This is a genomic window from Siphonobacter sp. BAB-5385, from assembly GCF_002261125.1.
GTDB lineage: Bacteria > Bacteroidota > Bacteroidia > Cytophagales > Spirosomataceae > Siphonobacter.
Genome location: NZ_NMPS01000114.1, coordinates 1 through 22,832 on the forward strand (window position 1 = coordinate 1; position 22,832 = coordinate 22,832).

Annotated in this window: 24 protein-coding genes; 11 read left to right on the top strand and 13 right to left on the bottom strand. The window is 48.2% G+C overall.

Features of this window, described 5'->3' with window-relative positions; all coding sequences use genetic code 11:
* Positions 1–369: 369 nt before the first annotated feature.
* The 7 genes from BWI93_RS11350 to BWI93_RS11380 form a co-directional block, all read right to left on the bottom strand.
* Positions 370–1,704, bottom strand: a complete 1,335-nt coding sequence (locus BWI93_RS11350; RefSeq protein WP_094811336.1) for a hemolysin family protein — start codon at positions 1,702–1,704, stop codon at positions 370–372.
* Positions 1,705–1,842: 138 nt separating this feature from the next.
* On the bottom strand, positions 1,843–2,079 hold the full coding sequence (locus BWI93_RS11355; RefSeq protein ID WP_094811338.1) for a hypothetical protein: 237 nt from the start codon (positions 2,077–2,079) through the stop codon (positions 1,843–1,845).
* A 4-nt stretch (positions 2,080–2,083) separates the two neighbouring features.
* Entirely contained in the window at positions 2,084–4,687 is a 2,604-nt protein-coding gene (ccsA, locus tag BWI93_RS11360; RefSeq protein WP_094811340.1) for a cytochrome c biogenesis protein CcsA, read from the bottom strand.
* A gap of 68 nt (positions 4,688–4,755) precedes the next feature.
* On the bottom strand, positions 4,756–5,175 hold the full coding sequence (locus BWI93_RS11365; protein WP_094811342.1) for a cytochrome c maturation protein CcmE: 420 nt from the start codon (positions 5,173–5,175) through the stop codon (positions 4,756–4,758).
* 51 nt (positions 5,176–5,226) lie between these two features.
* Positions 5,227–5,436 (bottom strand): CcmD family protein, encoded by a 210-nt coding sequence (locus BWI93_RS11370; protein WP_094811378.1) that lies wholly within the window; start codon positions 5,434–5,436, stop codon positions 5,227–5,229.
* Between the two features lie 122 nt (positions 5,437–5,558).
* Entirely contained in the window at positions 5,559–6,194 is a 636-nt protein-coding gene (ccsA, locus tag BWI93_RS11375; protein WP_243406328.1) for a cytochrome c biogenesis protein CcsA, read from the bottom strand.
* Positions 6,195–6,254: 60 nt separating this feature from the next.
* On the bottom strand, positions 6,255–6,917 hold the full coding sequence (locus tag BWI93_RS11380; RefSeq protein ID WP_094811346.1) for a heme exporter protein CcmB: 663 nt from the start codon (positions 6,915–6,917) through the stop codon (positions 6,255–6,257).
* A 308-nt stretch (positions 6,918–7,225) separates the two neighbouring features.
* On the opposite strand from BWI93_RS11380, the gene BWI93_RS11385 reads away from it, so the two are divergent.
* Positions 7,226–7,450, top strand: coding sequence for a FeoA family protein (locus BWI93_RS11385; RefSeq protein WP_094811348.1), 225 nt, complete (start codon positions 7,226–7,228; stop codon positions 7,448–7,450).
* A gap of 28 nt (positions 7,451–7,478) precedes the next feature.
* Positions 7,479–9,590, top strand: a complete 2,112-nt coding sequence (feoB, locus tag BWI93_RS11390) for a ferrous iron transport protein B (protein ID WP_094811350.1) — start codon at positions 7,479–7,481, stop codon at positions 9,588–9,590.
* A 439-nt stretch (positions 9,591–10,029) separates the two neighbouring features.
* Here feoB and BWI93_RS11395 read toward each other — a convergent pair whose 3' ends face one another.
* From BWI93_RS11395 to BWI93_RS11420, 6 genes are all read right to left on the bottom strand, one after another.
* Complete coding sequence (locus BWI93_RS11395; protein WP_094811352.1) at positions 10,030–11,307, bottom strand: acyltransferase; 1,278 nt, start codon at positions 11,305–11,307, stop codon at positions 10,030–10,032.
* Positions 11,308–11,379: 72 nt separating this feature from the next.
* Entirely contained in the window at positions 11,380–11,997 is a 618-nt protein-coding gene (locus BWI93_RS11400) for a YigZ family protein (RefSeq protein ID WP_094811354.1), read from the bottom strand.
* Positions 11,998–12,003: 6 nt separating this feature from the next.
* Entirely contained in the window at positions 12,004–12,333 is a 330-nt protein-coding gene (locus BWI93_RS11405) for an L-rhamnose mutarotase (protein WP_094811356.1), read from the bottom strand.
* A gap of 16 nt (positions 12,334–12,349) precedes the next feature.
* Positions 12,350–13,519 (bottom strand): 1-deoxy-D-xylulose-5-phosphate reductoisomerase, encoded by a 1,170-nt coding sequence (locus tag BWI93_RS11410; RefSeq protein WP_094811358.1) that lies wholly within the window; start codon positions 13,517–13,519, stop codon positions 12,350–12,352.
* A gap of 41 nt (positions 13,520–13,560) precedes the next feature.
* Positions 13,561–15,060 (bottom strand): GH3 auxin-responsive promoter family protein, encoded by a 1,500-nt coding sequence (locus tag BWI93_RS11415; RefSeq protein ID WP_094811360.1) that lies wholly within the window; start codon positions 15,058–15,060, stop codon positions 13,561–13,563.
* Between the two features lie 56 nt (positions 15,061–15,116).
* The gene (locus BWI93_RS11420; RefSeq protein WP_094811362.1) at positions 15,117–15,422 is read right to left on the bottom strand and encodes a co-chaperone YbbN; all 306 of its coding nucleotides are present in this window, start codon (positions 15,420–15,422) and stop codon (positions 15,117–15,119) included.
* A gap of 617 nt (positions 15,423–16,039) precedes the next feature.
* Between BWI93_RS11420 and BWI93_RS11425 the strand changes: the two genes are divergently transcribed.
* From BWI93_RS11425 to BWI93_RS11460, 9 genes are all read left to right on the top strand, one after another.
* Positions 16,040–17,029, top strand: a complete 990-nt coding sequence (locus BWI93_RS11425; protein WP_255157807.1) for a pyruvate dehydrogenase complex E1 component subunit beta — start codon at positions 16,040–16,042, stop codon at positions 17,027–17,029.
* Positions 17,030–17,225: 196 nt separating this feature from the next.
* Positions 17,226–18,086, top strand: coding sequence for an STAS domain-containing protein (locus tag BWI93_RS11430; RefSeq protein ID WP_094811366.1), 861 nt, complete (start codon positions 17,226–17,228; stop codon positions 18,084–18,086).
* Positions 18,087–18,089: 3 nt separating this feature from the next.
* A complete protein-coding gene (locus BWI93_RS11435) occupies positions 18,090–18,488 on the top strand; it encodes an STAS domain-containing protein (RefSeq protein WP_094811368.1) in 399 nt (132 codons plus the stop codon).
* A complete protein-coding gene (locus tag BWI93_RS11440; RefSeq protein ID WP_094811370.1) occupies positions 18,472–18,882 on the top strand; it encodes an anti-sigma regulatory factor in 411 nt (136 codons plus the stop codon). Before BWI93_RS11435 ends, BWI93_RS11440 begins: the two co-directional genes overlap by 17 nt.
* Positions 18,875–19,615, top strand: coding sequence for an anti-sigma regulatory factor (locus BWI93_RS11445; RefSeq protein ID WP_255157805.1), 741 nt, complete (start codon positions 18,875–18,877; stop codon positions 19,613–19,615). The genes BWI93_RS11440 and BWI93_RS11445 overlap by 8 nt, the downstream gene beginning before the upstream one ends.
* A gap of 50 nt (positions 19,616–19,665) precedes the next feature.
* The gene (locus BWI93_RS28710; protein ID WP_255157806.1) at positions 19,666–19,878 is read left to right on the top strand and encodes a hypothetical protein; all 213 of its coding nucleotides are present in this window, start codon (positions 19,666–19,668) and stop codon (positions 19,876–19,878) included.
* A gap of 5 nt (positions 19,879–19,883) precedes the next feature.
* Positions 19,884–21,548, top strand: a complete 1,665-nt coding sequence (locus tag BWI93_RS11450; protein WP_176454197.1) for an ATP-binding protein — start codon at positions 19,884–19,886, stop codon at positions 21,546–21,548.
* Between the two features lie 152 nt (positions 21,549–21,700).
* Positions 21,701–22,420 (top strand): tetratricopeptide repeat protein, encoded by a 720-nt coding sequence (locus BWI93_RS11455; protein WP_094811374.1) that lies wholly within the window; start codon positions 21,701–21,703, stop codon positions 22,418–22,420.
* Positions 22,421–22,438: 18 nt separating this feature from the next.
* Entirely contained in the window at positions 22,439–22,807 is a 369-nt protein-coding gene (locus BWI93_RS11460) for a transmembrane 220 family protein (protein ID WP_094811376.1), read from the top strand.
* Positions 22,808–22,832: the final 25 nt, after the last annotated feature.

Genomic DNA, 22,832 nt, shown 5'->3' on the forward strand with positions numbered 1-22,832 from the left:
ACGGGGCTAATCACATTGAACCCCTCCGGGGTTAGCGAGTCCCGGCCGGGTAGGCACACTGGTGCAGGTTTCCAAACTTGTACCTACTATAGGGGCGTTTATAACTGCCTTTGTAATCATCGTCCTGATAGCCTTTTCCTCACATCGCATTCAGTTCTATTAAGGAGCATACACAACCCCGAAGGGGTTCAATAAAAATAGCCAGGGGTACAACCCCTGGCCTGCCAGTAACTCTAAGCGAAACCAAAATTATTATCGGGTTTATTCATCGCTTCAAACCTGTTCAAACAGCCGCAACGGTATCGAAATTAGATAAAATGGCCCCCATTAGGAATAGTTCAAACGTTTCAAACCATCTTCAAACCCACCCTAATGCCGGATTTCCTTGGAAGGCTTCCGCTCCTCCGGTATCGCTCCGGTAATGGTCAGTTTCACGGTATCGATTCGGGCGTCCTTCATTTCCATGATCTGGAACTGGAATGGATATAAAATCACCACTTCGTTGGGCTGGGGTAAGTCTTCGTTTACTGTAATGATCAGGCCACCCAGCGTATCGTAATCGCCCTCGGGAAAATTCCAGCCGTACTTATCATTGAGGTAATCGATTTCGTGACGGGCCGAAAGCAGGTACGTGCGGTCATCAATTTTCTTTTCTACCCAGTCTTCCGAGTCGTCGTATTCGTCCTGAATATCACCAAAAATCTGCTCGATAATATCTTCCAGACTCACCAGTCCCGAAGTACCGCCAAACTCGTCTACGACCAGAGCCACACTTTTGCGTTCCTGCGTAAACTTGATCATCAGATCCTGAGCCGACATGGCTTCCGGTACAATCAGAATCGGATTCAGTATACTTTCAATATCCTTGGGTTTCTTGAATAAAGCCAGACCGTGGCAATACCCAACGACGTCTTCAATGGTTTCACGGTATACCAGAATCTTCGAATGCCCACTCTCCTGTAACATCTTTTTCAGGCCTTTCATGCCTTCTTCAATATCCACAGCCACGATTTCCGTGCGGGGAATCATACAGTCCCGAACTTTCACCTGCCGAAACTCCAGAGCATTATTGAAAATTTTCGTATCCACATCGGCTACTTCTTCCTTTTTGCCTTCGGGAACGTTAATATTTTCCAGGTAATTGGATAAATCCGTTACCCCGAAAATGGGTTTCACTTCCGAATAATTCAGCCGTAATACGTTAACAATAAACCACCGGGAAGCCGATACAATCGCGAATACCAGTGGATACATCGCGTAATACACCAGCCAGATAGGAATAGCGAGCACTTCCAGAAATACGTCCGGATTGAGCAGAAACAAGGATTTCGGCGTAAACTCGGCCACGGCCAGAATCAGAATTGTTGCCAGCAGAGCAGGTAGCAGAATGCGTACCAGATCGTTATTGAGAAAACGTAGCGAATCGGGTAACTGCGAGAGCCAGAGTTCGAATTCATGGTGCAAAAAACCTTCCATGTAAATCCCGTATACGACCAGAGCCAGCGTATTGCCGATCAGCATCGTTCCGATAAACTTGGATGGTTGTTTGAGAAAGGCTGACATAATCTGCCCCGTTACTACGCCCTGCTTGGCCTGAAGTTCGAAGTACAGTTTGTTGGCGGATACGTAAGCCATTTCAATGCCCGAGAAAAAGGCAGAGGCCAGCATGGAAATAAGGATAATGAGAAATTCCTGGGAAGTCATCCGGTAACACAGGCATCTGCCTGCGGAAGTTTGGTGCAAAATACGCGTTTTCCGTGAAGTTGCGTACGCGAAAGCTTCGAAGCTTTTTTTCGAGCTTTCTACAGAAAAACCCCACTTCCTGGGAAGTGGGGTTTTATCTTATTTTTTCTTTTTCGTTTTTACATCGGGTACTACGGGTGGCGAAGCTTTTCGTTCTTCTGCCATTCGCCGGTTTTTATAATATTGAAACCCCAGCAGGGAAACAATCGAAAACATTAGCCAGAAATACGACTCTTTCCAACTGACTACTCCGGCGATGAGTTCACTCACCCAGATCATTAAAAATCCCAGACTGGCCGAGAGTAACAGGATTTCTTTCAGCGTAAAACCTTTCATTGTACTACTTACTTTCTTTAAAACGACGAGTAGTAGAAAGGAACATACCTACGACGAGCAGACCCGTACCAATCCAGAGCAGATTGATATGCGGTTTTTCAATCGCTTTCATGACGATGTAATCCCGCTGCGTAGTATTGATGTTGAACGAGAATAATCCCGTCTTCGGATCGATCTGAGCGAGTTGAATGCGTAAACCCAGTTCATCGCTGGTAGCAGCTTTCAACCCAACCGTACGGTCTTTAATGAAGTACGTTGGTTTGATGGGTACACTCCGGCCACTCTTGTCGAATACATCAATCTGAGCCTGTACGGCGGCATCCTGCGGACCTAACTCAATGCCATCAACCTGACGGATGGGTTCGATACCCCGGAAAATAGCTACGTAATCGTTCAAAATTAAGGTATCACCTACCGATACCGATTGCGTTTCGGTGGGGCTCCACTGTTTTTCCTGGTTCGGCATTGGAGCATCCGTAATGTGCGTGTATACATCGCGGGTCAGTTCGTGACGAATGGAGGGAGAAACGGCGTTACCCATCCGTGGATTCACCTGTACGCGGGGGTACAGACTGAAAATCTTTCCATCCTGCTGCCGATATTCGACTTCGTAATACGTGTTTTCGGGGAAAACCGCCAGCGTATCGCCTTTCTTGTGGTACGTTTTTCCATCCTTCACAATATCTTGTTTTGCTACGGCGTGGAAATCGTTTTCAATCAGCTCCACGGAAGATTTGGGCAGATAACCGGGTACATCGCGGGCCTCGATAAACTGTCCTTTGTAGGTCACTAAGTACTTATCCAGTTGTTGCGGCTGGTTCATCCAGAGCAACTGGTTTTCTACGTTTTCTTTCGTATCGACTTCCTTGCTATTGAAGATGATCAAACCTGATTTATTCTGGGATACGATCTTTGAATAACCCGAAGAGAACAAAATACCAACCAGCATCAGAGCTATGCCAATGTGCGATACGGCTCCACCCGAAAGCTGCCATTTGCCCTTCAGAACCGTCAGAATAGTCGAGAAGTTGATCACCAGCGAAAATACTGCCGCCAGTAATAAGACGATGTATACCCAGTTCCAGGCTCCCATCTGCATCGCAACGAGCAGAATGGCCGTCAACATCAGTGTAATCATCAGGGGCGTTGAGAATACCTCCCAGGGACCCAGATTAAAGCTCATCCCCCGGGTCACGAGTACCTCGTTTTCAACCGTGGCGGCCTTCTGTTCCGTTTTCACTTTACCCCACCAGAAGTACTGACCGATGGCGTTCAGGATCACGATAACTACGAAGAACCAAAGCTGGAAATCCGTATAGTGCTTCACCTGATCAGCGGGCAGAGCCAGGTTTGACTTGATTCCAAAGTTAGCGACCAGGGCATTGTATACCGGAATGGACGTCGTTGTAATGACCTGGAATGCGGCCAGACAGATCACCGTCGCCCCACAGAAAATCCAGAATTCACGGCTATACGTAGAGATTTCCTTGTCGGAACTCGGTATATCTTTCCAACGCCAGGCCAGTAAGGCAATGGCTCCTACCGTGAACGTTAGCAGGTAAATCAATAACTGACCCGAGAGTCCTAAATCCGTAAACGAGTGGACGGACGCATTTCCCAGAATACCACTCCGCGTCATAAACGTCGCGTACAGAATCAGGATAAACTGAGCGATAATCAGAATGCTGGAAATCTTAAGCGTACTCTTGTTGGTCTGATAAATGATCAAGGTGTGCAGAGCTGCTACCAGTACCAACCAGGGTACGTAGATACCATTTTCTACAGGATCCCAGTTCCAGTAACCGCCAAAGTTCAGCGTTTCATAGGCCCAGATGGCTCCCATCATGATACCCACGCCCAAAATCAGCGAACCTAAAGCCGTCCAGGGCAAAGCCGGTTTGATCCAGCTTTTATACTCTTTCCGCCATAAGCCAGCAATGCAAAAAGCAAAAGGAACCAGCGTCAGGGCATAGCCCAGGAACAAGGTCGGCGGGTGAATTACCATCCAGGGGTTCTGGAGCAGGGGATTCAAGCCGTTGCCATCTTCTGGAATAAAGTTGGGTTTCAAGGCCCAAACCGGCCACTCGGGGTGAGCTTCGCGTAAGAGCAGGAAGGGCGATGAACCAATTTTCATCTCCAGTCCCGGAATGACTACGCCCAGAATCATGGAGCAAAGGAAAGCCTGTACCAGCCCAAATACGGCCATGGTTGGGGCTTCAAAGCGTACTTTTCCTTCGTTTTTACTTTTACCGAAATACGCAATCAGCGTTAGGCCAATCATCGCCAGCCAGAAAATCCAGAGTAGAAAACTCCCTTCCTGATCCTGCCAGAAACTGGATATTACGTAATAAGCCGGCAATGAACGCGAGGAGTTATCCCAGGCGTAGTGGTACTCGTAGTAGTGGTTATAGATGATCCAGTACAGACTGACGACCACCGTCACTACGGCTACTGCATGGGCATAGAAGGAGTAGCGGGCAAACCGCTGCCAGGAACTGGCCTCCAGGGTATTCTGGGAAGCTTTTACGTAGGCAAACGTTGCCACCAACGCCGTGATAAACGAAGTCAGAATGGCTAAGTGGCCCGTATTTCCAATCCAGTAATGCATAAATGTTAGGATAGAATGCGTGAATGGGCGAAGGCAGAAATGATGAATTCCTGCCTTCGCTCATCAATTTATTTCATCGCCGTTGGGGCTTTGGCATCGTTGTATTTGGAGGGGCATTTCAGCAATACCTGATCGCAGGCAAAGACACCGTTTTGCATCCGGCCCACGACCACTACTTTCTCGGACTTTTCAATATCCTGGGGTTTGGGTTCGTGGTAAATAACGGTACGTTCTACACCCAGATCATCCACCAGCGAGAACGTCAGCAGGTTGGCATTCACGGCTGGATTGTACTCCATATCCAGAATTTTACCGGAAGGATCTTTTTTCAGATTACCTACCACGTGTACTTTACTTTCGTTGCCTTCCTTAGCCATGGATTCGGCTTTGGCGAAATCAACGTACGTACTGGCATCGCCAGCGGTAGAGAGAAGAATGAAAATAGCCGCAGCAATCACGGCAATACCTAAGAGGTGTATTTTTTTCATTTGTTTGCTCGAAAGGATAACGTTGCGGTTTGCAAGCAATGAGAGGTACGACTAATGTTTAATCTCTTTCTCCAGACGGGAAAGCTTCCGATCCAGGTTCAGCAGGTACAGAATCAACCCGATGAGTACGACCGCAATCACGGCTACTACCACGAAGATTTTTCCGTTGGAACGCATGGTATCGGCCATTTCAACATCCTGCTGAGCAAAAAGGTTGCCCGACAAGAGGCTTAACAATAAAAATAATCCTGCTTTTTTCATGAATGAGGGGGGCATCTGATCACGCGTTCAAGGGTAAAGTAATGAATGCGACTCCAGACAGCCCATTAACTTTTTAAGAGTACAAAATGAGTTCACATTACGGGTACCCACAATGACTTTGCTTACTTATTTTCTACAATTTCGTTCAGACGACGGTACCGAATCCGCAGGGACGAAATCCAGTACCCAAGCAGGATCATCCCGATTACTGCCGGGTAAAAGACCAGTTTCATTTTATGATCGGAATCGTAAATCTTGAAACCGGGGTTACTACCATTGCCGGGATGGAGTGAATTAGAAGCCAGTCGCGGCAGAATGATTGTCAGCGGAATAAAAGCGGCAAAGGCAAAAATGTTGTATACCGCCGAGATGCGGGCCCGTTGCTGTTCGTCACGGAAAGAGCCCCGCAGTACCCAATAAGCCAGGTAAATCAGCATGGCAATTTCGGTGGAAAGCAACTTCGGGTCCTGCGGTAGCGGACTACCCCAGGTGTAATTCCCCCAGATGGCTCCCGTAATGAAACCCAGGATTCCAAAGATCAATCCCGTATTGGCCAGCTCCACCGACTGAATATCATCGTCAATCTCTCCCTTCCGCAGGTACTTGATCGCATACCAGACCGACAGGACCAGCAGCAGAATCATCGCAAACCACAGGGGTACGTGAAAATAAAGGTTACGGGCGGTTTCGTAGAGAATCGGCTGGTGCGGAATGGGCAGCAGCAGACCTCCCGTATACACGTAAAAAAGCAATAACATACAAAGGTACTTCCACCAGGCCATCTTGATCCGTCAATGATTAGAATACTAAAACATTACTCAGCTTTTCCAGATAAACGGAAACAGTATCAGGGACAGTACCCAGACAATGCCGTTTAGTGCCAGTAAGGTGAGTATTTCATCGCTGCTGGAACCCCAGTCGAGCCCATCGAGGGCATTCTTGGAGAGCTTCAGCAACATCAGTAACATGGGAAGGATTATGGGAAAACTCAACACGGACATCAGCGTCGGCGAATTCTCGGCCTTGCTGGCAATACCGGCCACCATCGTTAGCGTTCCGGCAAACCCCAGGGCTCCGAGTACAATCGCCACCAGATACATCCCGACATCCCCTACCGGGTTGCCCATCACAAACGCATAAATGCCGAAGCCCAGTACGGACAAACCCAGCATCAGCACCGTATTGTAAATCATCTTGGAAAGGATGATTCCGACCGGACTCGCCAGCGTGTAGTAGTAGAGCAGTCGTCCGGCCCGCTCCTGCGTAAAGCTCTTGGCAATGGCACTCACGGCGGTAAACAACTGAATGATCCAGAAGAGGGTATTCCAGGTAAGCGGTTCCAGTCGATTGGACTTCAAACGAAAGCTGAGGTAGCACACAAAAATAGTACTCACCAAATATAACAACATCCCGTTAAGGGCGTTTCGTTGCCTCCATTCGAGACGTATTTCTTTCGCTATCAGAGCGTTAACTTCCCGCATACTGGTTTCACTCGTTCAGCCAAAAGGATTGGCAAATGCCTCCGGTTTTAGCCGCCTTTTACCTTCCTGTACTTTCCCGCAAAGGTACGGTACAATTCGGCTGGTTGGTTGTATTTTTTATAAAACTGTCGGGATTGCTGGCCTTGTTTGGCGGGAAGCATTGCCTTTTGATCAGTAGGGTCTGACTTTACTCCAAAATGAAGCGAATGTGAAAAAATCTGGTTCGGGTTGGGAACTATTTTCTATTTTTGACACTCGTTTAGAATGAATCCAAATAGTAGTACAGTTTTCGGAAGGAAGTAAAAACTATGTCGCAACGGAATTTATCCCAGCTACGAATCGGTGAAAAAGGGATCATCGCCGGTTTTAAAGACACGATTCTGGCTTTGAAACTGTTGGAGATGGGATGCCTGCCCGGTACGGAAATCCGGCTGACGGCCATTGCTCCGCTGGGCGATCCGATTTGTCTGCAGGTAGGCGATTATATTCTTTCACTGCGGCTCGATGAAGCTGCGGTCGTGGAATTGCAGTAACTCTTTCCCGAGCTTTGATTAGTAAGTAATGGCAGATACCCCCATCATTGCGTTAGTCGGCAATCCGAACTGCGGCAAAACTACCCTTTTCAATGCCTTAACGGGCCTCCGGCAAAAAACCGGAAACTTTCCCGGCGTAACCGTTGATCGGAAAGCAGGCCTGACGCGTCTGGATAAAAATACGGATGCTACGGTGGTCGATTTACCCGGTACGTATAGTTTGTACCCGAAGTCGCTCGATGAACAGGTCGTATTGGATGTACTGGCCAACCCTTCCAGCAAAGATTATCCCGATGTAGTAGTCGTTGTGGCTGATGCTTCCAACCTGAAGCGTAACCTGCTTCTGTTTAGCCAGGTGGCCGATCTGGGCTTTCATACCATTCTGGCCCTGAACATGGTGGACGTGGCGGAAGCTCACGGATTGACGCTCGATCCGGAACTGTTATCGACTCGTCTGGGTGTTCCGGTCGTGCTCATCAACGCGAAATCAGCCGAAGGACTGGATAATCTTAAATTTACCATCAAGGGCGAATTACTCGAACACGCGGAACGGCCTAAACCTACCATGCAGTTCGAGAGTGTGTCCAAGGATTTTCTGGAAGAAGTCAAGGAAAAATTCGGTGTCAACAACAGTTATCTGGCCATGCTGATGGCTGGACAGGCCGAAAAATTACGTTTTCTTACGCTGGAACATCGCTCTCAATTACAGGACATTACCCAGCGGCATAGCTTTCAACATACGAATTTCCAGGCCAAAGAAACAGTCGATCGGTACGCTCTATTGGGTAAAATCGCGGACGCGGCCGTTCGTAAAAAAGATGGCGAGTTAAAGGAAACGTTCACAACCCGGCTGGATAAAATTTTACTGCACCCGGTTTGGGGGTACGCAGTCTTTTTTGGGATTCTGTTCCTGATCTTTCAATCCATTTTCTCGCTGGCCGAATACCCGATGGACTGGATTGATACCGGCATGGCGTCCCTCAATCAATGGGTGAAATCGGTCTTACCCGACAGTATGCTTACCAGCCTGCTTACCGATGGATTACTTGCCGGAATTGGCGGGGTGGTCGTCTTCATTCCACAAATCGCCTTTCTGTTCGTCTTCATTTCCTTGCTGGAAGAATCCGGCTACATGGCTCGCGTAATGGTGCTAATGGATAAGCTCATGCGGAGTGTCGGGTTGAACGGACGAAGCGTAGTACCGCTGATTTCGAGCGTGGCCTGTGCCGTACCCGCCATCATGGGTACGCGGACCATTCAAAGCTGGAAAGACCGGCTCATTACGATCATGGTAACGCCTCTGATGAGTTGCTCGGCCCGTCTGCCCATCTTCACCATCATGATCGGACTGGTAGTACCCGATCGGACGATCCTGGGGGTTTTCAATCTACAGGGTTTTGCTTTGATGGCTTTGTACCTGCTCGGCTTTGTTTCGGCCTTGCTTTCGGCCTGGGTAATGAAAAAGATTCTGAAGGTAAAAGAACGGAGCTTCTTTATCATGGAGATGCCCGTTTTTCAGCTACCCCGTCTGGATCACGTAGCCTTATCGGTTTACAATGCCGTGAAAGCCTTCGTACTGGAGGCGGGTAAAGTAATCGTTGCCATTTCCATTGTACTCTGGGTACTGGCCAGCTATGGTCCGGGCGATTCCTTTGAAAAAGCTGAAGAAAAGGTGAAGACCGAAAACCCAACGTTATCCGAACAAGATCTAAGTAATGCTATCTCCTCGGCCCAGCTCGAAGCTTCGTACGCGGGCCGTTTCGGTCACTGGATTGAGCCAGTGATTCGCCCCTTGGGTTACGACTGGAAAATTGGTATTGCCTTACTGACCTCCTTCGCCGCCCGCGAGGTATTTGTTGGAACGATGTCGACGATTTATAGCCTAGGCGGTGATGACGATACCAATACGGTGAAAGATAAAATGCGTACGGAGATTAATCCTGAAACGGGCGAGCCCCGCTTTACCCCGGCCGTTGCCTTCTCACTACTGATTTTTTACGTGTTTGCCATGATGTGCATCAGTACACTGGCCACTACCTACCGGGAAACGAAATCCTGGTTTTACCCCGCAGTTCAGTTTGCCTACATGACGGGCATCGCCTACGTAGCGGCCTGGCTTACCTATCAGGCCTTGCAATAGCCATAAAAAAGGAAAAGTGGTCAGTTATCACTGGCCACTTCTCAAAAAACCTAACGCTTGGAAAAGTATCTAGAGCACTTTAATTGTGACTCATCTTTTCCTTTACGACTTTGAAGCGTGCTTCTCCGGTATTCCTTTCTTCTATTGCTTTACTCTCAGGAGTCGAAATAACAAGTACTCAAACCTAATCTCTTGTGTATTTCGTGATCAATATGAAGGGGTTCCAGTATTCACTCCATAGTAACGGTCGTAACCTCTATTCATGGAGTGACGAGATAACCTTATCTAAGCTTTTTGAAATTCCTCAGGGATTTTCTCAGTTAAATAAGTGCTTCGTTTTTCGTTTTATCACATTCGGTTTACGAATATAAAAAGTAAAAGAGTTATGCCAAACGCCTAATGCCTTTTGTTTTTTATCAATTTACTGATATTCAAGTCATTATACCAGAAACAAGAAAGAGATACCAGGGCTTATTCGCCTCAGTCCGTGGATTATTTTCTCAAAAAAGGTATTTTTTTTCTCAGTAAAGTTATACATCCGTAGACTTGCCATTTTTGCAGAGAGGAAAAACCGGCCATTGATCTTGGCGGCTACTCGCGTGCCCGGTTGTTCGATGTACCGGTAGGATAAAAAGCTGACAGCGATTAAAAGGATACTCGCTCCGATAACGACTAGCCAGAACTCGATTACACCGAGCTGCTGAGCCTTCTCTTCCCCGATGACAAACATAAAAACAGTGTAAAGCACAATCCCGTGTAACAGATAAATGCTGTAGGTAACCTGCCCTAACAGCCGGGAAGTAGTAGCTTTGAGTATACCCCAAAGCGAATTTCCCGCCGCAATGCTCGTAAAAACAATCGTTGTACACACAATTTCCATGCTGTCGTTGCCTTTGAATGGATACACCAAAAGCGTCAGACAACCCAGGATTACGAAAGAGGCTGGCTGACTAGAGGCCAGAGCGACCAGTCGGGGAATACGGATCAAATAAACGGCCAGCCCTCCCGCTAGAAAGGTCAGTAAGTAATAGTTAAAAATGAGGTTATTGTAGAAGATTGAAACGACAATCCCAAGTAGTATAAAAAATAAAACGGGGTTAACTCTGGTACGATAAAAAACAATACCGATAAGCGGTAAAGAAAAGTAAAACAACCACTCATATACCAAGGACCAGGTAACACCCGCAGTGATTAAAAAGGTGTTTTCTACGCCATTGATGTTAGGAATACCATAGATCGAAAAACCGAGCCACTGTATAATTTCTGTAGCAATTAAGGAGGGACTTTCGCGTAACGTAAAGTCAGACCTAACGGCAACGATGCCTATCATTACGAGCATTGTAAATACATACAAAGGAGCTAACCGGAAGAATCGGGAAACAAAAAAAGCCGGCCAGTGAATCGGTTTTTCCCGGGATTCACTGAGCTTAAGAAAGAATAAAAAGCCCGTAATCATGAAGAAAACGACGACGCTGATCTTCCCAAGCTGAATATATAAATCGGAATCCGGTACGGCCCATTTTCCGGTATGCAGATACACGTACCAGAATGTGGCATGGTGCAGAAAAACAAAGAAGGCTAGATAACCTCTTAGCCCTTCGATGGTTACGTATTTTACTTGGACAGGTACTAAAACGGAAGATCGCTGGATAAGTAATAGGATTCCCAGCACAATCCCCAAAGAAGACAAGGCAAAAATACTATTAAAGGGGGACACGTTCGTATAAAGTCAGGTAGATTACTCCTTCAAATATACTTTAAAAATAGATAGCTGTACTTTACTTATAGTTTAAACGGTAGCAATCCACGTTACGCTTATGTCACTCGTTTTTTCCAGCTTCCCAATGATGGTCTCCCCTAATGCTTTCCGAACCATAAACTCCAAACTACACTGATTATCGAATTGCTGATTCAAAATGCGTACGTTGTCATCTTTCATCACCTTCATAACATCGTTCATTTGCAGATAATCGAAGTCAATGCGATACACTTCATTGACCGTTTTCTCGACTACAGTAGCCTGATGAATGGCCTCCTGCGTGGCCTGTTTATACGCGTTAATTAAGCCCGGCACACCCAATAGCGTACCGCCGAAATAACGAACCACCACTACTAAAATATTGGTCAGATTATTCGATAAGAGGGTATTCAGAATGGGCTTACCCGCCGATCCGGAAGGTTCACCATCATCATTCACGCGAAAGACCGTCCGGTCAGGACTCAGCCGATAGGCCCAGCAATAATGCCGGGCTTTGGGATGTAGCTCCCGCAATTCGGCTACGTACTGTTTAACTTCTTCTTCGTTTGCCAACGGATAGGCGTAACCGATGAATTTACTGCCTTTGTCCTTAAACAGGCCTTCCACCGGAGCCTCTATGGTTTGATACGTATCGTCTGCTGCGGTCATTAACACTTATAACGCAAATATTTTTTTCATCAGTACCCACTTTTCACCGGGCTGGGCGGCGGGAATGGCCTGCTGGTATTTCCACATCAGCTGCTCCCACTCCTGTACTCTCGGATTGGCGGCGTCGGCGGCAGCTTTCGCCTCAAAGGAAAACTGATCCGTCACTTCCATAATCATGAACAGGCGATTACCCGTCCGGTAAATTTCCATGGCCGTTACTTCCTGCCCGAGAATGCTCTCCTTAATTTCCGGCCAGATGACCTCGTGGTAGCGTTCGTATTCAGCAATCAAAATGGGGTCGTCTACCAGGTCAAGGGCCAGGGCGTAGCGTTTCATTCAACAATACAGTTAATTAGTATAGAGAGTGTGATTTTAGTAATTCCGCCGCTAAACGACGCGTTTCCGTATCCGTCTGCACGTAATCTTCGTAACTGGGATTCGCCTGATACGACACCTTTTCCAGGCACTCGCCAATCAGATCCGACATTTCCAGAAACCCAATCCGATCGTTTAGAAACTCGGCTACTGCTACTTCATTGGCCGCATTCAGAATGCAGCAGGCGTTCCCCCCCCGTTCGAGAGCGGCGTAAGCCAGGGCCAGGTTGCGGAAAGTTTTAGCATCCGGTTGTTCGAAACTGAGGGTCGGATAATCCATGAAGTTGAAACGGGGGAAATCCGAAGGCATCCGGTTGGGATACCCCAGAGCAAACTGAATGGGAAGCCTCATGTCGGGCAAACCCATCTGAGCCTTCATGGAACCGTCTTCAAACTGGACGAGGGAATGGATGATGCTTTGCGGATGTACCACTACCTCGATCTGCGGAGCTTCGAGGGCAAACAGCCACTTCGCTTCAATGACTTCCAGACCTTTATTCATCAGGCTGGCAGAGTCGATCGTAATCTTGGCTCCCATCACCCAGTTGGGGTGTTTCAGGGCCTGAGCTTTGGTGACGGTTTTCAGAAACTCCCGGTCTTTTCCGCGAAAAGGTCCACCAGAAGCGGTCAGAATGATCTTCTCGATGGGGTTATGAAACTCCCCGACCAGACACTGAAAAATAGCCGAATGCTCGGAATCGACGGGATAAATATTGACGCCTTTTTTCCGGGCGGCTTCTGTAACCAGCTCCCCTGCCACGACCAGCGTTTCTTTATTGGCCAAAGCGATGGACTTTCCAGCTTCGATGGCTTTCAGCGTGGGTAACAAGCCGGCGTACCCTACCATGGACGTCAGGACCAGATCAATACTTTCCATCTGAACGACGCTGGCCAGGGCCTGAATTCCACAGTAGACTTTTATATCCAGTGATTCCAGAGCGGACTGAACCGTTGGGAAAAGATCTTCATTGCCAATGACGACTACATTCGGCTTGAACTCAGCTGCCTGCTCAATGAGTAAAGCTGCGTTATTCTGGGCGGATAAGACTTCTACCTGAAAAGCTTCCGGGTGACTCCGCACGACGTCCAGGGCCTGCGTACCAATAGAGCCGGTTGAGCCCAGAATGGCAATATTCCGTTTTTGCATACGAATGGGTACTCTTTTTAAATGGGGGCTTTCGCTACGTTTTATACCAGTGGTTTGAGCTGATCCGCAACCGTACGGTCATTGGCCAGGCGAGGTACTTTATTCTGGCCGCCCAACTTGCCCTGGCTTTTCATGAACTCAATAAAGGCTCCCCGACGTAAGGACGTCAATTGAAGACGTTGTAGAATATTTCCGCTGATCAAATCGTCGTAGTACACGTTGAGTTTGGTCAGGTTAGTATCGAGATCCTGGCGGAATTGCTCCAGATCATGCGGCGGGTTGGCGAACTCAATTAACCACTCGTGGTACGGCAAACCGCCCTGCGGAGGGGCTACCTGCGGAGCTACCGTAAATTCGACCACCTGCGTTTCGGGCTGACGACTCACGGCATAGGCCATCGCTTTTTCAACTTCCTCCCCAATCACGTGCTCGCCAAATGCCGAAATGAAGTGTTTGATCCGTCCCGTTACAATAATCCGGTACGGGTCTTTGGAGACGAACTTCACCGTATCCCCAATGTTGTACCCCCACAGACCGGCATTGGTATTCATGATGACGGCGTAGTTCTTGCCTACTTCCACTTCGCCAATGCTCAGGCGACGGGGGTTCTCCGTGAAAAATTCCTCCACCGGTATAAACTCGTAGAAAATACCCTGATTGAGCAACATCAGCAGACCCGGATGCACCTGGCTGTCCTGATAGGCAATGAAACCTTCCGAAGCCGGGTACGTCTCAATGGAATCAATTTTCTTGCCGATGGAATCGTATAGCTTGGCCCGGTACGGCTCGAAATTCACGCCGCCGTACACAAAGAGCTGAAAGTCCGGAAACACATCCTTTATTTTCTTGCCCGTACGAGCCTGAATCCGGTCAAAGTACATCTGCACCCAAGGCGGAATACCCGAGATCAGTGACATGGGCTGGTGAATGGTCTCGTCAATGATCCGGTCGAGCTTGGTCTCCCAATCGTCAATACAATTGGTTTCCCAGCTGGGCAACTGATTCGTCCGCAGATAACCCGGAACGTGGTGATTGGAAATACCGGAGAGGCGACCCACGTGAATTCCGTGTTTGGTCGTCATTTCCGGGCTTCCTGAAAGAAAAATGAGTTTCTTATCCAGAAATTCCGAGCGTCCCGTTTCGTGGATATAACTCAACAGAGCATCGCGGGCACCATTGATGTGAAAACCAATGGATTCTTTGGACAAGGGAATGTATTTAATTCCAGACGTAGTACCCGAAGTTTTAGCGAAATACAGGGGCTTGCCTGGCCAGAGAATATCCGGCTCGCCGTGGGTTACTTTCTCTACGTAAGGCTTCAGAGCTTCGTAATCCCGAATGGGTACAGCCTGCTGAAAATCAGCGTGGGAGTGAATGTCTTTAAAAAAGTGATTCCGCCCAAACTCGGTGTTCCGGGCGGAATCCAGTAATTTATTTAACCAAAACTGCTGCGTTTCAGCGGGTTTACGTTCCCACTGACGACGCTTTGATATAACCCAGGCCGCGACGGGCTTTGCTAAAACTGACCGAATGGGTACCATGTACTAGACAATTGCTCTGTCTGCAAAAGTACGTAAACTTTGGGTTGTTCGACCAGTTAGACGTGATTCCCTACCAAACGAGATTCCACCTGATCCATGGTTTGGGCGTCGGTATATCCTTCATGCCGCCAGATTTCCCGACCCTTTCGCAAACCCAGTACCGTTGGGTTTGAACGGATTTTATACCGTTTAAACAATTCATCTTCCTTACCGCAGGCTACTCGTAGCAAACGAGCGTCTTTAGGGTGCTGGCTCACGAAGCTTTCCAGCACTCGTTCAGCCTGGCTTACCGAGGGGCTGTACTGTTGAAAAATCAACATCAGCACACACTCTTCGCTCTGGAGAAATTCTTCCAAAGTCATAACGTTCCGGATTAAAATGATTGAACTATGAAACTTGATACGGCCACTAACTCAGCTGGCGTTCATATTCAGCGTATTAGCTGTCTCAGATGAACTTCTGGTTACAGCCTTTCCTGGGTACGAAGCCTAACTCTTCTGCGTATTCTGCTTGCCAAAATACGCAACGTTGGTAAGCCCTGACCTGCAGAAACTTACCGAGGCACTTAGGAATGGAACGGCGGTTTGTTCATTCCCTTTTTCAGTTCAATGGAGGTGAGTATTCCGTTTCAAATCATCGTATCACCTGATTGGAAAAGCTTAGATGATTTGAGAACATAAGCATAAAGTCCTACTAAAATCTCTCTTCAAAGTAACGAAAAAAAATCAGGATTGTCAATGTTTAATATTACTTTATAATGCAATAATTATATTTTAAAAAAATTTATTTTACCGACCTCCCTTTTTATTCCCTATTTTTTAGTTGTAAGACCGCTTTTCTTAGAAAATTAGACGGAGCTCTCCGTAAAAGTTTAACGATAAATGGGGAATCGTGGGTCAGAAACCTTGTCAATTGCTGATCCATTCCTAATTTTGAAGGTCTTTACGAAGACATTCAAGCTGGACATACGACAGAAACTCTGAACATGAGAGAATTACAATTTCGGGAGGCTCTCCGCGAAGCCATGAGCGAGGAAATGCGACGTGATCCCCGCGTTTTTTTGATGGGCGAAGAAGTTGCTGAATACAATGGTGCGTACAAAGTGTCTCAAGGGATGCTTGACGAATTCGGACCGGAACGCGTAATCGATACGCCCATTGCCGAATTAGGCTTTGCCGGTATCGGCGTGGGGGCGGCAGCCAACGGTTTGCGTCCGATCATTGAGTTCATGACGTTTAACTTTTCGCTGGTAGCCATTGATCAGGTGATCAACTCGGCAGCTAAAATCTACGAAATGTCAGGTGGGCAGTACAATGCACCCATCGTATTCCGTGGCCCTACCGGTAACGCTGGTCAGCTGGCAGCCCAGCACTCGTCGAACTTCGAAAGCTGGTACGCCAATACGCCGGGTCTGAAAGTGGTAATCCCCTCAAACCCTGCGGATGCGAAAGGTTTATTGAAATCAGCCATTCGTGACAATGATCCCGTGATTTTCATGGAATCGGAGCAGATGTACGGCGACAAAGGCCAGGTCCCCGATGGTGAATACCTCATTCCCATTGGCGTGGCCGACGTGAAACAGGAAGGAACCGACGTAACCATCGTTAGCTTTGGTAAAGTGATCCCCCGGATCGTGATGCCGGCCATCGAAGAATTACAGAAAGAGGGTATTTCCGTGGAACTGATTGACCTGCGTTCGGTTCGTCCGATTGATTACGGTACCCTAGTGAAATCGATCAAGAAAACCAACCGTTGCGTCGTTGTGGAAGAAGCAGCTCCGCTGGCTTCCATTTCCGCCGAAGTGGCTTACCACCTGCAACGCTACGCGTTCGATTACCTCGATGCTCCCGTAGCCCGTGTAACGAGCCGCGACGTACCCCTACCCTACGCTCCTACGCTGATCGAAGAAGTTCTTCCGAACGCAAAGCGAGTCGTCTCAGCCGTAAAATCGGTACTCTACCGTAACTAGTACGGATACATCTTATTTTTAAAACCCCGTTTTCGTTAGCGAAGCGGGGTTTTTTAGTTGAATAATTTGCTCTCCTTCAGCAATCCCTCAAAGTTTCTTTAATTTACGCTTCCGGCATCCCGATTTATTTCAAAACCTAAAAGGCTCTGCAACGGTTGTCTTCTTTACACCCTTAAATTCAGAATTTTTGAACACTATGAAAGCAAGTACTATTAAAATGCTCCAGTCGAAAAAGGAGCAAATAATAGAACTATGGATGGAAAATCAGATGGAAGATCCCACACTCCGGGAAGATCTGATGTCCAACGAAGATTTACGCGTTCAATCCATCGAACTCATTGATACGTTATTGCATACGCTTAACGAAGGCAATAGTACGCAGGTAGAATCGCAGGACTTTGAACCCGTCTTTGAAATTCTGGCGGGTATTTCGTTGTCTAGGGCTCGTCAGGGCTATACGCCCCGTGAAACGGCCACGTTTATCTTTAGTTTGAAAGACGCCATCTTTTCCGTTTTAGGGGAAAATATTTCGGATCTGTCCCTTCTTAATCAGGAACTGCTGGAAGTTAGCAAGCTCATTGACAGCCTGGGAATCGTTACGTTCGAAACGTTTATTCAGGGAAGGGAAGAAGTCATTCTCCGCCAGACGGATGAAATTGCTGAAATCTCTACCCCCATCATTCGGGTTTGGGATGGCATCATTGCTCTGCCAATCATCGGTACCCTCGACAGTGCCCGCACGCAGATTGTGATGGAAAACCTGCTCGTTGAAATTGTCAATTCCGAAAGCAGTATTGCCATTCTGGATATTTCTGGCGTTCCGGCGGTCGATTCTCTCGTGGCTCAACACTTGATCAAAACCGTTAGTGCTACACGTCTGATGGGAGCCGAATGTATCATCAGCGGTATCCGTCCTGAAATTGCCCAAACCATTGTACACCTTGGGATCGACCTTTCTTCCATCATCACGAAAGCCACGCTGGCCAGTGCCCTGCGGCAAGCCTTCACGATGTTGCAACTGGAAGTTACCAAAGTGAGAAAAGATAAAAAAGTTTAAGGAATGGACCGTATTCCGATTCTTAAAATGGGCCAGTTTCTGCTGGTAACCATTCAGATTGATCTGTACGATCGGATTGCCCTCAATCTGGAAACGGATTTGGTACAGATGATTCACAAAACCGGAGCCCGGGGCGTACTGATTGATATCTCAGCGGTATCGATCGTAGATTCCTTCATGGGTAGAATTTTGGGCAACATCGCGACCATGTCCAAAATTCTGGATGCTGAAACCGTAGTGGTGGGCATGCAACCAGCCGTTGCGATTACGCTGGTCGAACTGGGTTTACCCCTGAACGGTGTATTTACGGCCCTGAATGTGGAGCGAGGAATGAATTTATTACAATCACGGCTGGCTTCCAATCCGGACGAAGAGGAAGACGAGGATGATAACCCTGAATAGAGATCGCCTCCTCATACACAAAGATCAGGATGTCGTGATTTTACGAAACCGGGTGAAAGAATACGCAACCAAAATCGGCATGGGGCTGGTCAATCAAACCAAACTGATTACCGGAACCAGCGAATTGGTGCGTAACATGCTACGCTACGCTCAGGGTGGAGAAGTGCTCATCGAAGTCGTAAGTCGTGGCCGCGAAAACGGCATCCGACTCACCTTCAGCGATCGCGGGCCTGGTATTGCTGATCTGGATAAAGCGATGCAGGACGGCTTTTCTACGGGTAGAAGTCTGGGCCTGGGTCTTCCCGGTACGAAACGACTCATGAGTGAGTTCTCCATTAAAAGTGCTCCCGGCGAAGGAACTACCGTGACCGTTATTAAGTGGAAGAATGGATAATCATCATAAAAGTTTTGCGGCCACGGATCGAAGTTATCTGGCTCTTTTAAAACGGGAAATTCACAGCATGGCTATCCAGCTGGAATTTCCCACGCGTCGGCTGGCGGAGATTGATTTGATTGTGGCCGAATTAGCATCCAATCTCGTCAAACACGCTACTGGTGGCGAAATTCTGGTTCGATCCTTCAACGAGGCGAACCAAAGTGGCATTGAACTCATCAGCATTGATCAGGGGCCTGGCATTGCCGATCCCACCAAAATGCTGGAAGATGGCATGTCTACGACCCAAACCCTGGGGCACGGGCTCGGTTCGATCAAACGTCTCTCGGATACCTTTCAGATTTATTCCCAGCCCGACTGGGGTACAATTATTTTGTCCCGCATTTACAAGGTAATTCCGTCGCGTCGGGTGTCCAGGCTGGATATCCGTTCCATTGTGGTACCCAAACCCGGTGAAACCCAAAGTGGCGATGGCTTTTTCGTAGAAACATCCCCGGAGCGGGTGAAGCTTTTTCTTGGCGATGGTCTCGGGCACGGTCCGGAGGCAGCTCTGGCCGTTCAAACTGCCATCGAAGCCCTGAAAGCGAGTAAAGAACCCCGCCCTACAGAGCTGATTCGACTCCTACACCGGGCGGTCAAGAAACCCGGGGCCTGGTGGGTACGATGGGTTTCTTTGATGCCAAAACTCGTACCTGGCAGTTGTGCGGCGTTGGGAATATTTCAACGACGCTGAAAGGGGCCAATTTCGCTAAAAGACATTTCTCCTACAACGGGATTATTGGGATGAATATTCCAACGTCCATGAACGAACAGACTCTGGTGATGGAAGCCGGACAATACCTGATTTTATGTTCGGACGGCATTCGTTCCCGCTGGGAAACGTATAAATATCCTCACATTACCAAGTACGATTTATCTATTCTGGCCGCTGCCTTATACAAAGATTACGCCCGTAAGACGGACGATATGTCGATCGTAGTCTGCCGTTTCAATTGATGATTATGCACGAGATAGCCAAAGTTACCCTGGATACCGAAATGGATCTCATCCTGGCCCACAAGCATACCATGAAACTGGCAGAGCTGACGGGCATGTCCCTGGCCTCTCAAACAACGTTTGCTACAGCCGTCTCAGAAGTTTCTAGAACGGCCATTGATCGGGGCATGGGTGCTTCGCTGATTCTGGGACTGGACAATCCGAAAGGGCAGGAATGGAACCTGGTGGCCTTGATCAATGATCGGCCCGAACACGACCTTGATGAGCATCAATTTGGCTTACATTACGCTCAAAAACTGGTGGATTCGTTTCAGGTGAATACCACGAGTGAGAATACCCAGATTTCCCTGTACTTCCGGATTTTCCCCTCTAAACGGATTACGGAATTAAAAATCAATCAGTGGAAGTCGCTCTTTCAGAATGAACTGGCCCTGTCGCCCTACGAGGAAATCAAGCGTAAAAACCGACAGCTTCACGCCCTGGCAGATCGCCTCAAGGAAAGCGAAAACCGCTACCGTACCCTGACGGATTCGCTCCCGCTGATTATCTGTACCGTCAATCCTCAGGGTAAGTTACTGTACGCGAATGAATGGCTGGTCACGTATACGGGCATGACCATTCAGACCATCAATGACCGACACTGGCAAGGCCTCTTTCACGCAGAAGACCCCGCGGCTCAGTCGGCGTTCTGGATGGATGCGTTACAGAAGCTTCAGCCTTTTCAGTTTGAAGTACGGATTCCCGAGGCCCAAACGCAGCAGTATCGCTGGCACATGGCTTCTTTTGCCCCGATGTTTGATGAGAAGAAAACGCTGACGCACTGGTCAGGTTTTTTCGTAGACATCCACGCTCAGAAAACCATTGAAAAGACGCTACAGGCCAACGAAGCCCTCAAGCACACCCAGCAGAAACTCGAAGAATACCAGCAGGAACTGGAGTCGAAAGTGATTGAGCTAAACCGCAGTAATGAAGAATTGGCTCAGTTTGCGTACGTAGCTTCGCACGATTTGCAGGAGCCCTTACGCAAAATTCAATCGTTCAGTACCATGCTTCGGGTGCATTACGCGGCAGATCTGAAACCTGAAGTGACCAGCCTGCTCGAACGAATGCACAGTTCCGCCGAACGGATGCACGGCCTCATCAAAGACCTGCTTACCTACTCGCGACTGAATACCAAACCGCAGCCTTTCCAGCGAATATCGCTGATGGAAGTCTTTACCGATGTGCTGGAAGATCTGGATTCGGTCATCCAGGCCAGACAGGCCCAAATTGACCTGGGTTCTTTGCCGGAGGTGGCGGGTAACACTCAGCAATTGTATCAGCTTTTTCAGAACCTTATTTCCAATGCCCTGAAATTTGTGCCGGAAGACCGCGTGCCGCAGATTCGTATCTACGCCAGCACTCCCCAGCAGCTACCATCAACGGTACTTCACGACAATCGCTGCGTGTGTATCACCGTAGAAGACAATGGTATTGGTTTCGATGAGCAATACAAAGACCGGATTTTCCAGCTTTTTCAACGCCTGCATACCCGCAGTGAATACGTCGGCACGGGCATCGGATTGACCATCTGTAAAAAAGTAGCGGAATTACACGGGGGCACCATTGAAGCGAGGAGCGTGCCAGGTAAAGGATCGACCTTTCGCGTGTATCTGTGCAAAGGCCAGTAAGGGCAAAAAAAAATGGCAAACCACGAACCGCTACAACCGCCTACCCTTGCTTCGGTCAAGACCTGGGGGATTCAGCAGGAGCTGGCCTGATTTGCCGCTGCAAAGATGGTTTTATTTTGGGCCGAAGTCAAGTCTCAGCGTAACTTTGCAGGATGAAAAAGTTTCGTACGCTTCCGGTATCTGCCCTGTTACTAGGCTTATCTCTCTGGCTGTCAAGCTGTAATTCTTCGAATAAACATTTAGAAGAAGGCCGAAAATTATTGGGTGAAAATAAAATAAACGAGGCTATTACTGCCCTAAATGAGGCCGTATCAGCCGATGCAGACAATGCACAGGCTTTAAACGCCCGTGGCGTGGCTTACTACCAGCTCAAAGATTACTCCAATGCCCTGCTCGATTATGAACAGGCCATGAAGGCTGATTCATCGCTGTATCTGCCGTATTTTAACCGGGCTAAACTACGGATTGCCCAGAATGATTTCGAGTCGGCAATCAAGGATTTTAGTAAAGCAGCAACGCTGGCTCCTGATTCTGCCGAAATTTATCTCAATCGTGGTTTTGTATACGCCGAGCTAAAGCTGCCCCAGAAAGCCACGCCCGACTTTGACAAAGCGGTACAACTGGCTCCGAAGAACGCGGAAACCTATTTTGTTCGGGGTAACCTGTACCTGGAACAGAAAAACTATCCCTCGGCTATTCGTGATTACGAGCAGGCGGTTGGGTTACGTTCCGATTTTCCGAAAGCCTTCTACAACATGGGACTGGCCCAGAATCTGGTGGGCAATCGGGAAGCGGCCTGCTTGAGTTTTCAGCAAGCTAAAAAACTAGGGTATGCCGAAGCGGCCGATGCCGTTGCAACGTTCTGTAAATAGCTCTTTTCCTGATTTCCGATGAAATACCTGGCTTTACTACTGGTTCCCGTTTTCGTACTGTTTGCCGGCTGGCAATACAACGACCCCGATCCCCTGCTTTGGGGTACCATTTATCTCCTTGCGGCGTATGCTGCTTTTCGGGCTTTTCAGGGAAAATTCAACCGGGAAATGCTCCTGGTTCTACTGATTTGGTCAGCAGCCTGGGCCATTAGCTCCTGGTCGCAGATGACGGCCTGGGAAGGTTTCTTTTCCGAAGGGGAAGGACTCACGATGAAAACCCCCAATCAGGAACTAGCCCGCGAAGCTTGCGGGCTGGGAATTGTAGCCGTTGCCTACCTGCTTTTTGTAGGAATGAGTTTTACCCAAAAGCGTTCGTATGAACAATGAAAAAGGGGAGCCGATCGGCTCCCCT

Coding starts and splice junctions, on each gene's coding strand:
- BWI93_RS11350 (WP_094811336.1), bottom strand. CDS start 1,704: ATGACTTCCCAGGAATTTCTCATTATCCTTATTTCCATGCTGGCCTCT.
- BWI93_RS11355 (WP_094811338.1), bottom strand. CDS start 2,079: ATGAAAGGTTTTACGCTGAAAGAAATCCTGTTACTCTCGGCCAGTCTG.
- ccsA (WP_094811340.1), bottom strand. CDS start 4,687: ATGCATTACTGGATTGGAAATACGGGCCACTTAGCCATTCTGACTTCG.
- BWI93_RS11365 (WP_094811342.1), bottom strand. CDS start 5,175: ATGAAAAAAATACACCTCTTAGGTATTGCCGTGATTGCTGCGGCTATT.
- BWI93_RS11370 (WP_094811378.1), bottom strand. CDS start 5,436: ATGAAAAAAGCAGGATTATTTTTATTGTTAAGCCTCTTGTCGGGCAAC.
- ccsA (WP_243406328.1), bottom strand. CDS start 6,194: ATGTTATTGCTTTTTTACGTGTATACGGGAGGTCTGCTGCTGCCCATT.
- BWI93_RS11380 (WP_094811346.1), bottom strand. CDS start 6,917: ATGCGGGAAGTTAACGCTCTGATAGCGAAAGAAATACGTCTCGAATGG.
- BWI93_RS11385 (WP_094811348.1), top strand. CDS start 7,226: ATGTCGCAACGGAATTTATCCCAGCTACGAATCGGTGAAAAAGGGATC.
- feoB (WP_094811350.1), top strand. CDS start 7,479: ATGGCAGATACCCCCATCATTGCGTTAGTCGGCAATCCGAACTGCGGC.
- BWI93_RS11400 (WP_094811354.1), bottom strand. CDS start 11,997: ATGACCGCAGCAGACGATACGTATCAAACCATAGAGGCTCCGGTGGAA.
- BWI93_RS11405 (WP_094811356.1), bottom strand. CDS start 12,333: ATGAAACGCTACGCCCTGGCCCTTGACCTGGTAGACGACCCCATTTTG.
- BWI93_RS11410 (WP_094811358.1), bottom strand. CDS start 13,519: ATGCAAAAACGGAATATTGCCATTCTGGGCTCAACCGGCTCTATTGGT.
- BWI93_RS11415 (WP_094811360.1), bottom strand. CDS start 15,060: ATGGTACCCATTCGGTCAGTTTTAGCAAAGCCCGTCGCGGCCTGGGTT.
- BWI93_RS11420 (WP_094811362.1), bottom strand. CDS start 15,422: ATGACTTTGGAAGAATTTCTCCAGAGCGAAGAGTGTGTGCTGATGTTG.
- BWI93_RS11430 (WP_094811366.1), top strand. CDS start 17,226: ATGAAAGCAAGTACTATTAAAATGCTCCAGTCGAAAAAGGAGCAAATA.
- BWI93_RS11435 (WP_094811368.1), top strand. CDS start 18,090: ATGGACCGTATTCCGATTCTTAAAATGGGCCAGTTTCTGCTGGTAACC.
- BWI93_RS11440 (WP_094811370.1), top strand. CDS start 18,472: ATGATAACCCTGAATAGAGATCGCCTCCTCATACACAAAGATCAGGAT.
- BWI93_RS11445 (WP_255157805.1), top strand. CDS start 18,875: ATGGATAATCATCATAAAAGTTTTGCGGCCACGGATCGAAGTTATCTG.
- BWI93_RS28710 (WP_255157806.1), top strand. CDS start 19,666: ATGAATATTCCAACGTCCATGAACGAACAGACTCTGGTGATGGAAGCC.
- BWI93_RS11450 (WP_176454197.1), top strand. CDS start 19,884: ATGCACGAGATAGCCAAAGTTACCCTGGATACCGAAATGGATCTCATC.
- BWI93_RS11455 (WP_094811374.1), top strand. CDS start 21,701: ATGAAAAAGTTTCGTACGCTTCCGGTATCTGCCCTGTTACTAGGCTTA.
- BWI93_RS11460 (WP_094811376.1), top strand. CDS start 22,439: ATGAAATACCTGGCTTTACTACTGGTTCCCGTTTTCGTACTGTTTGCC.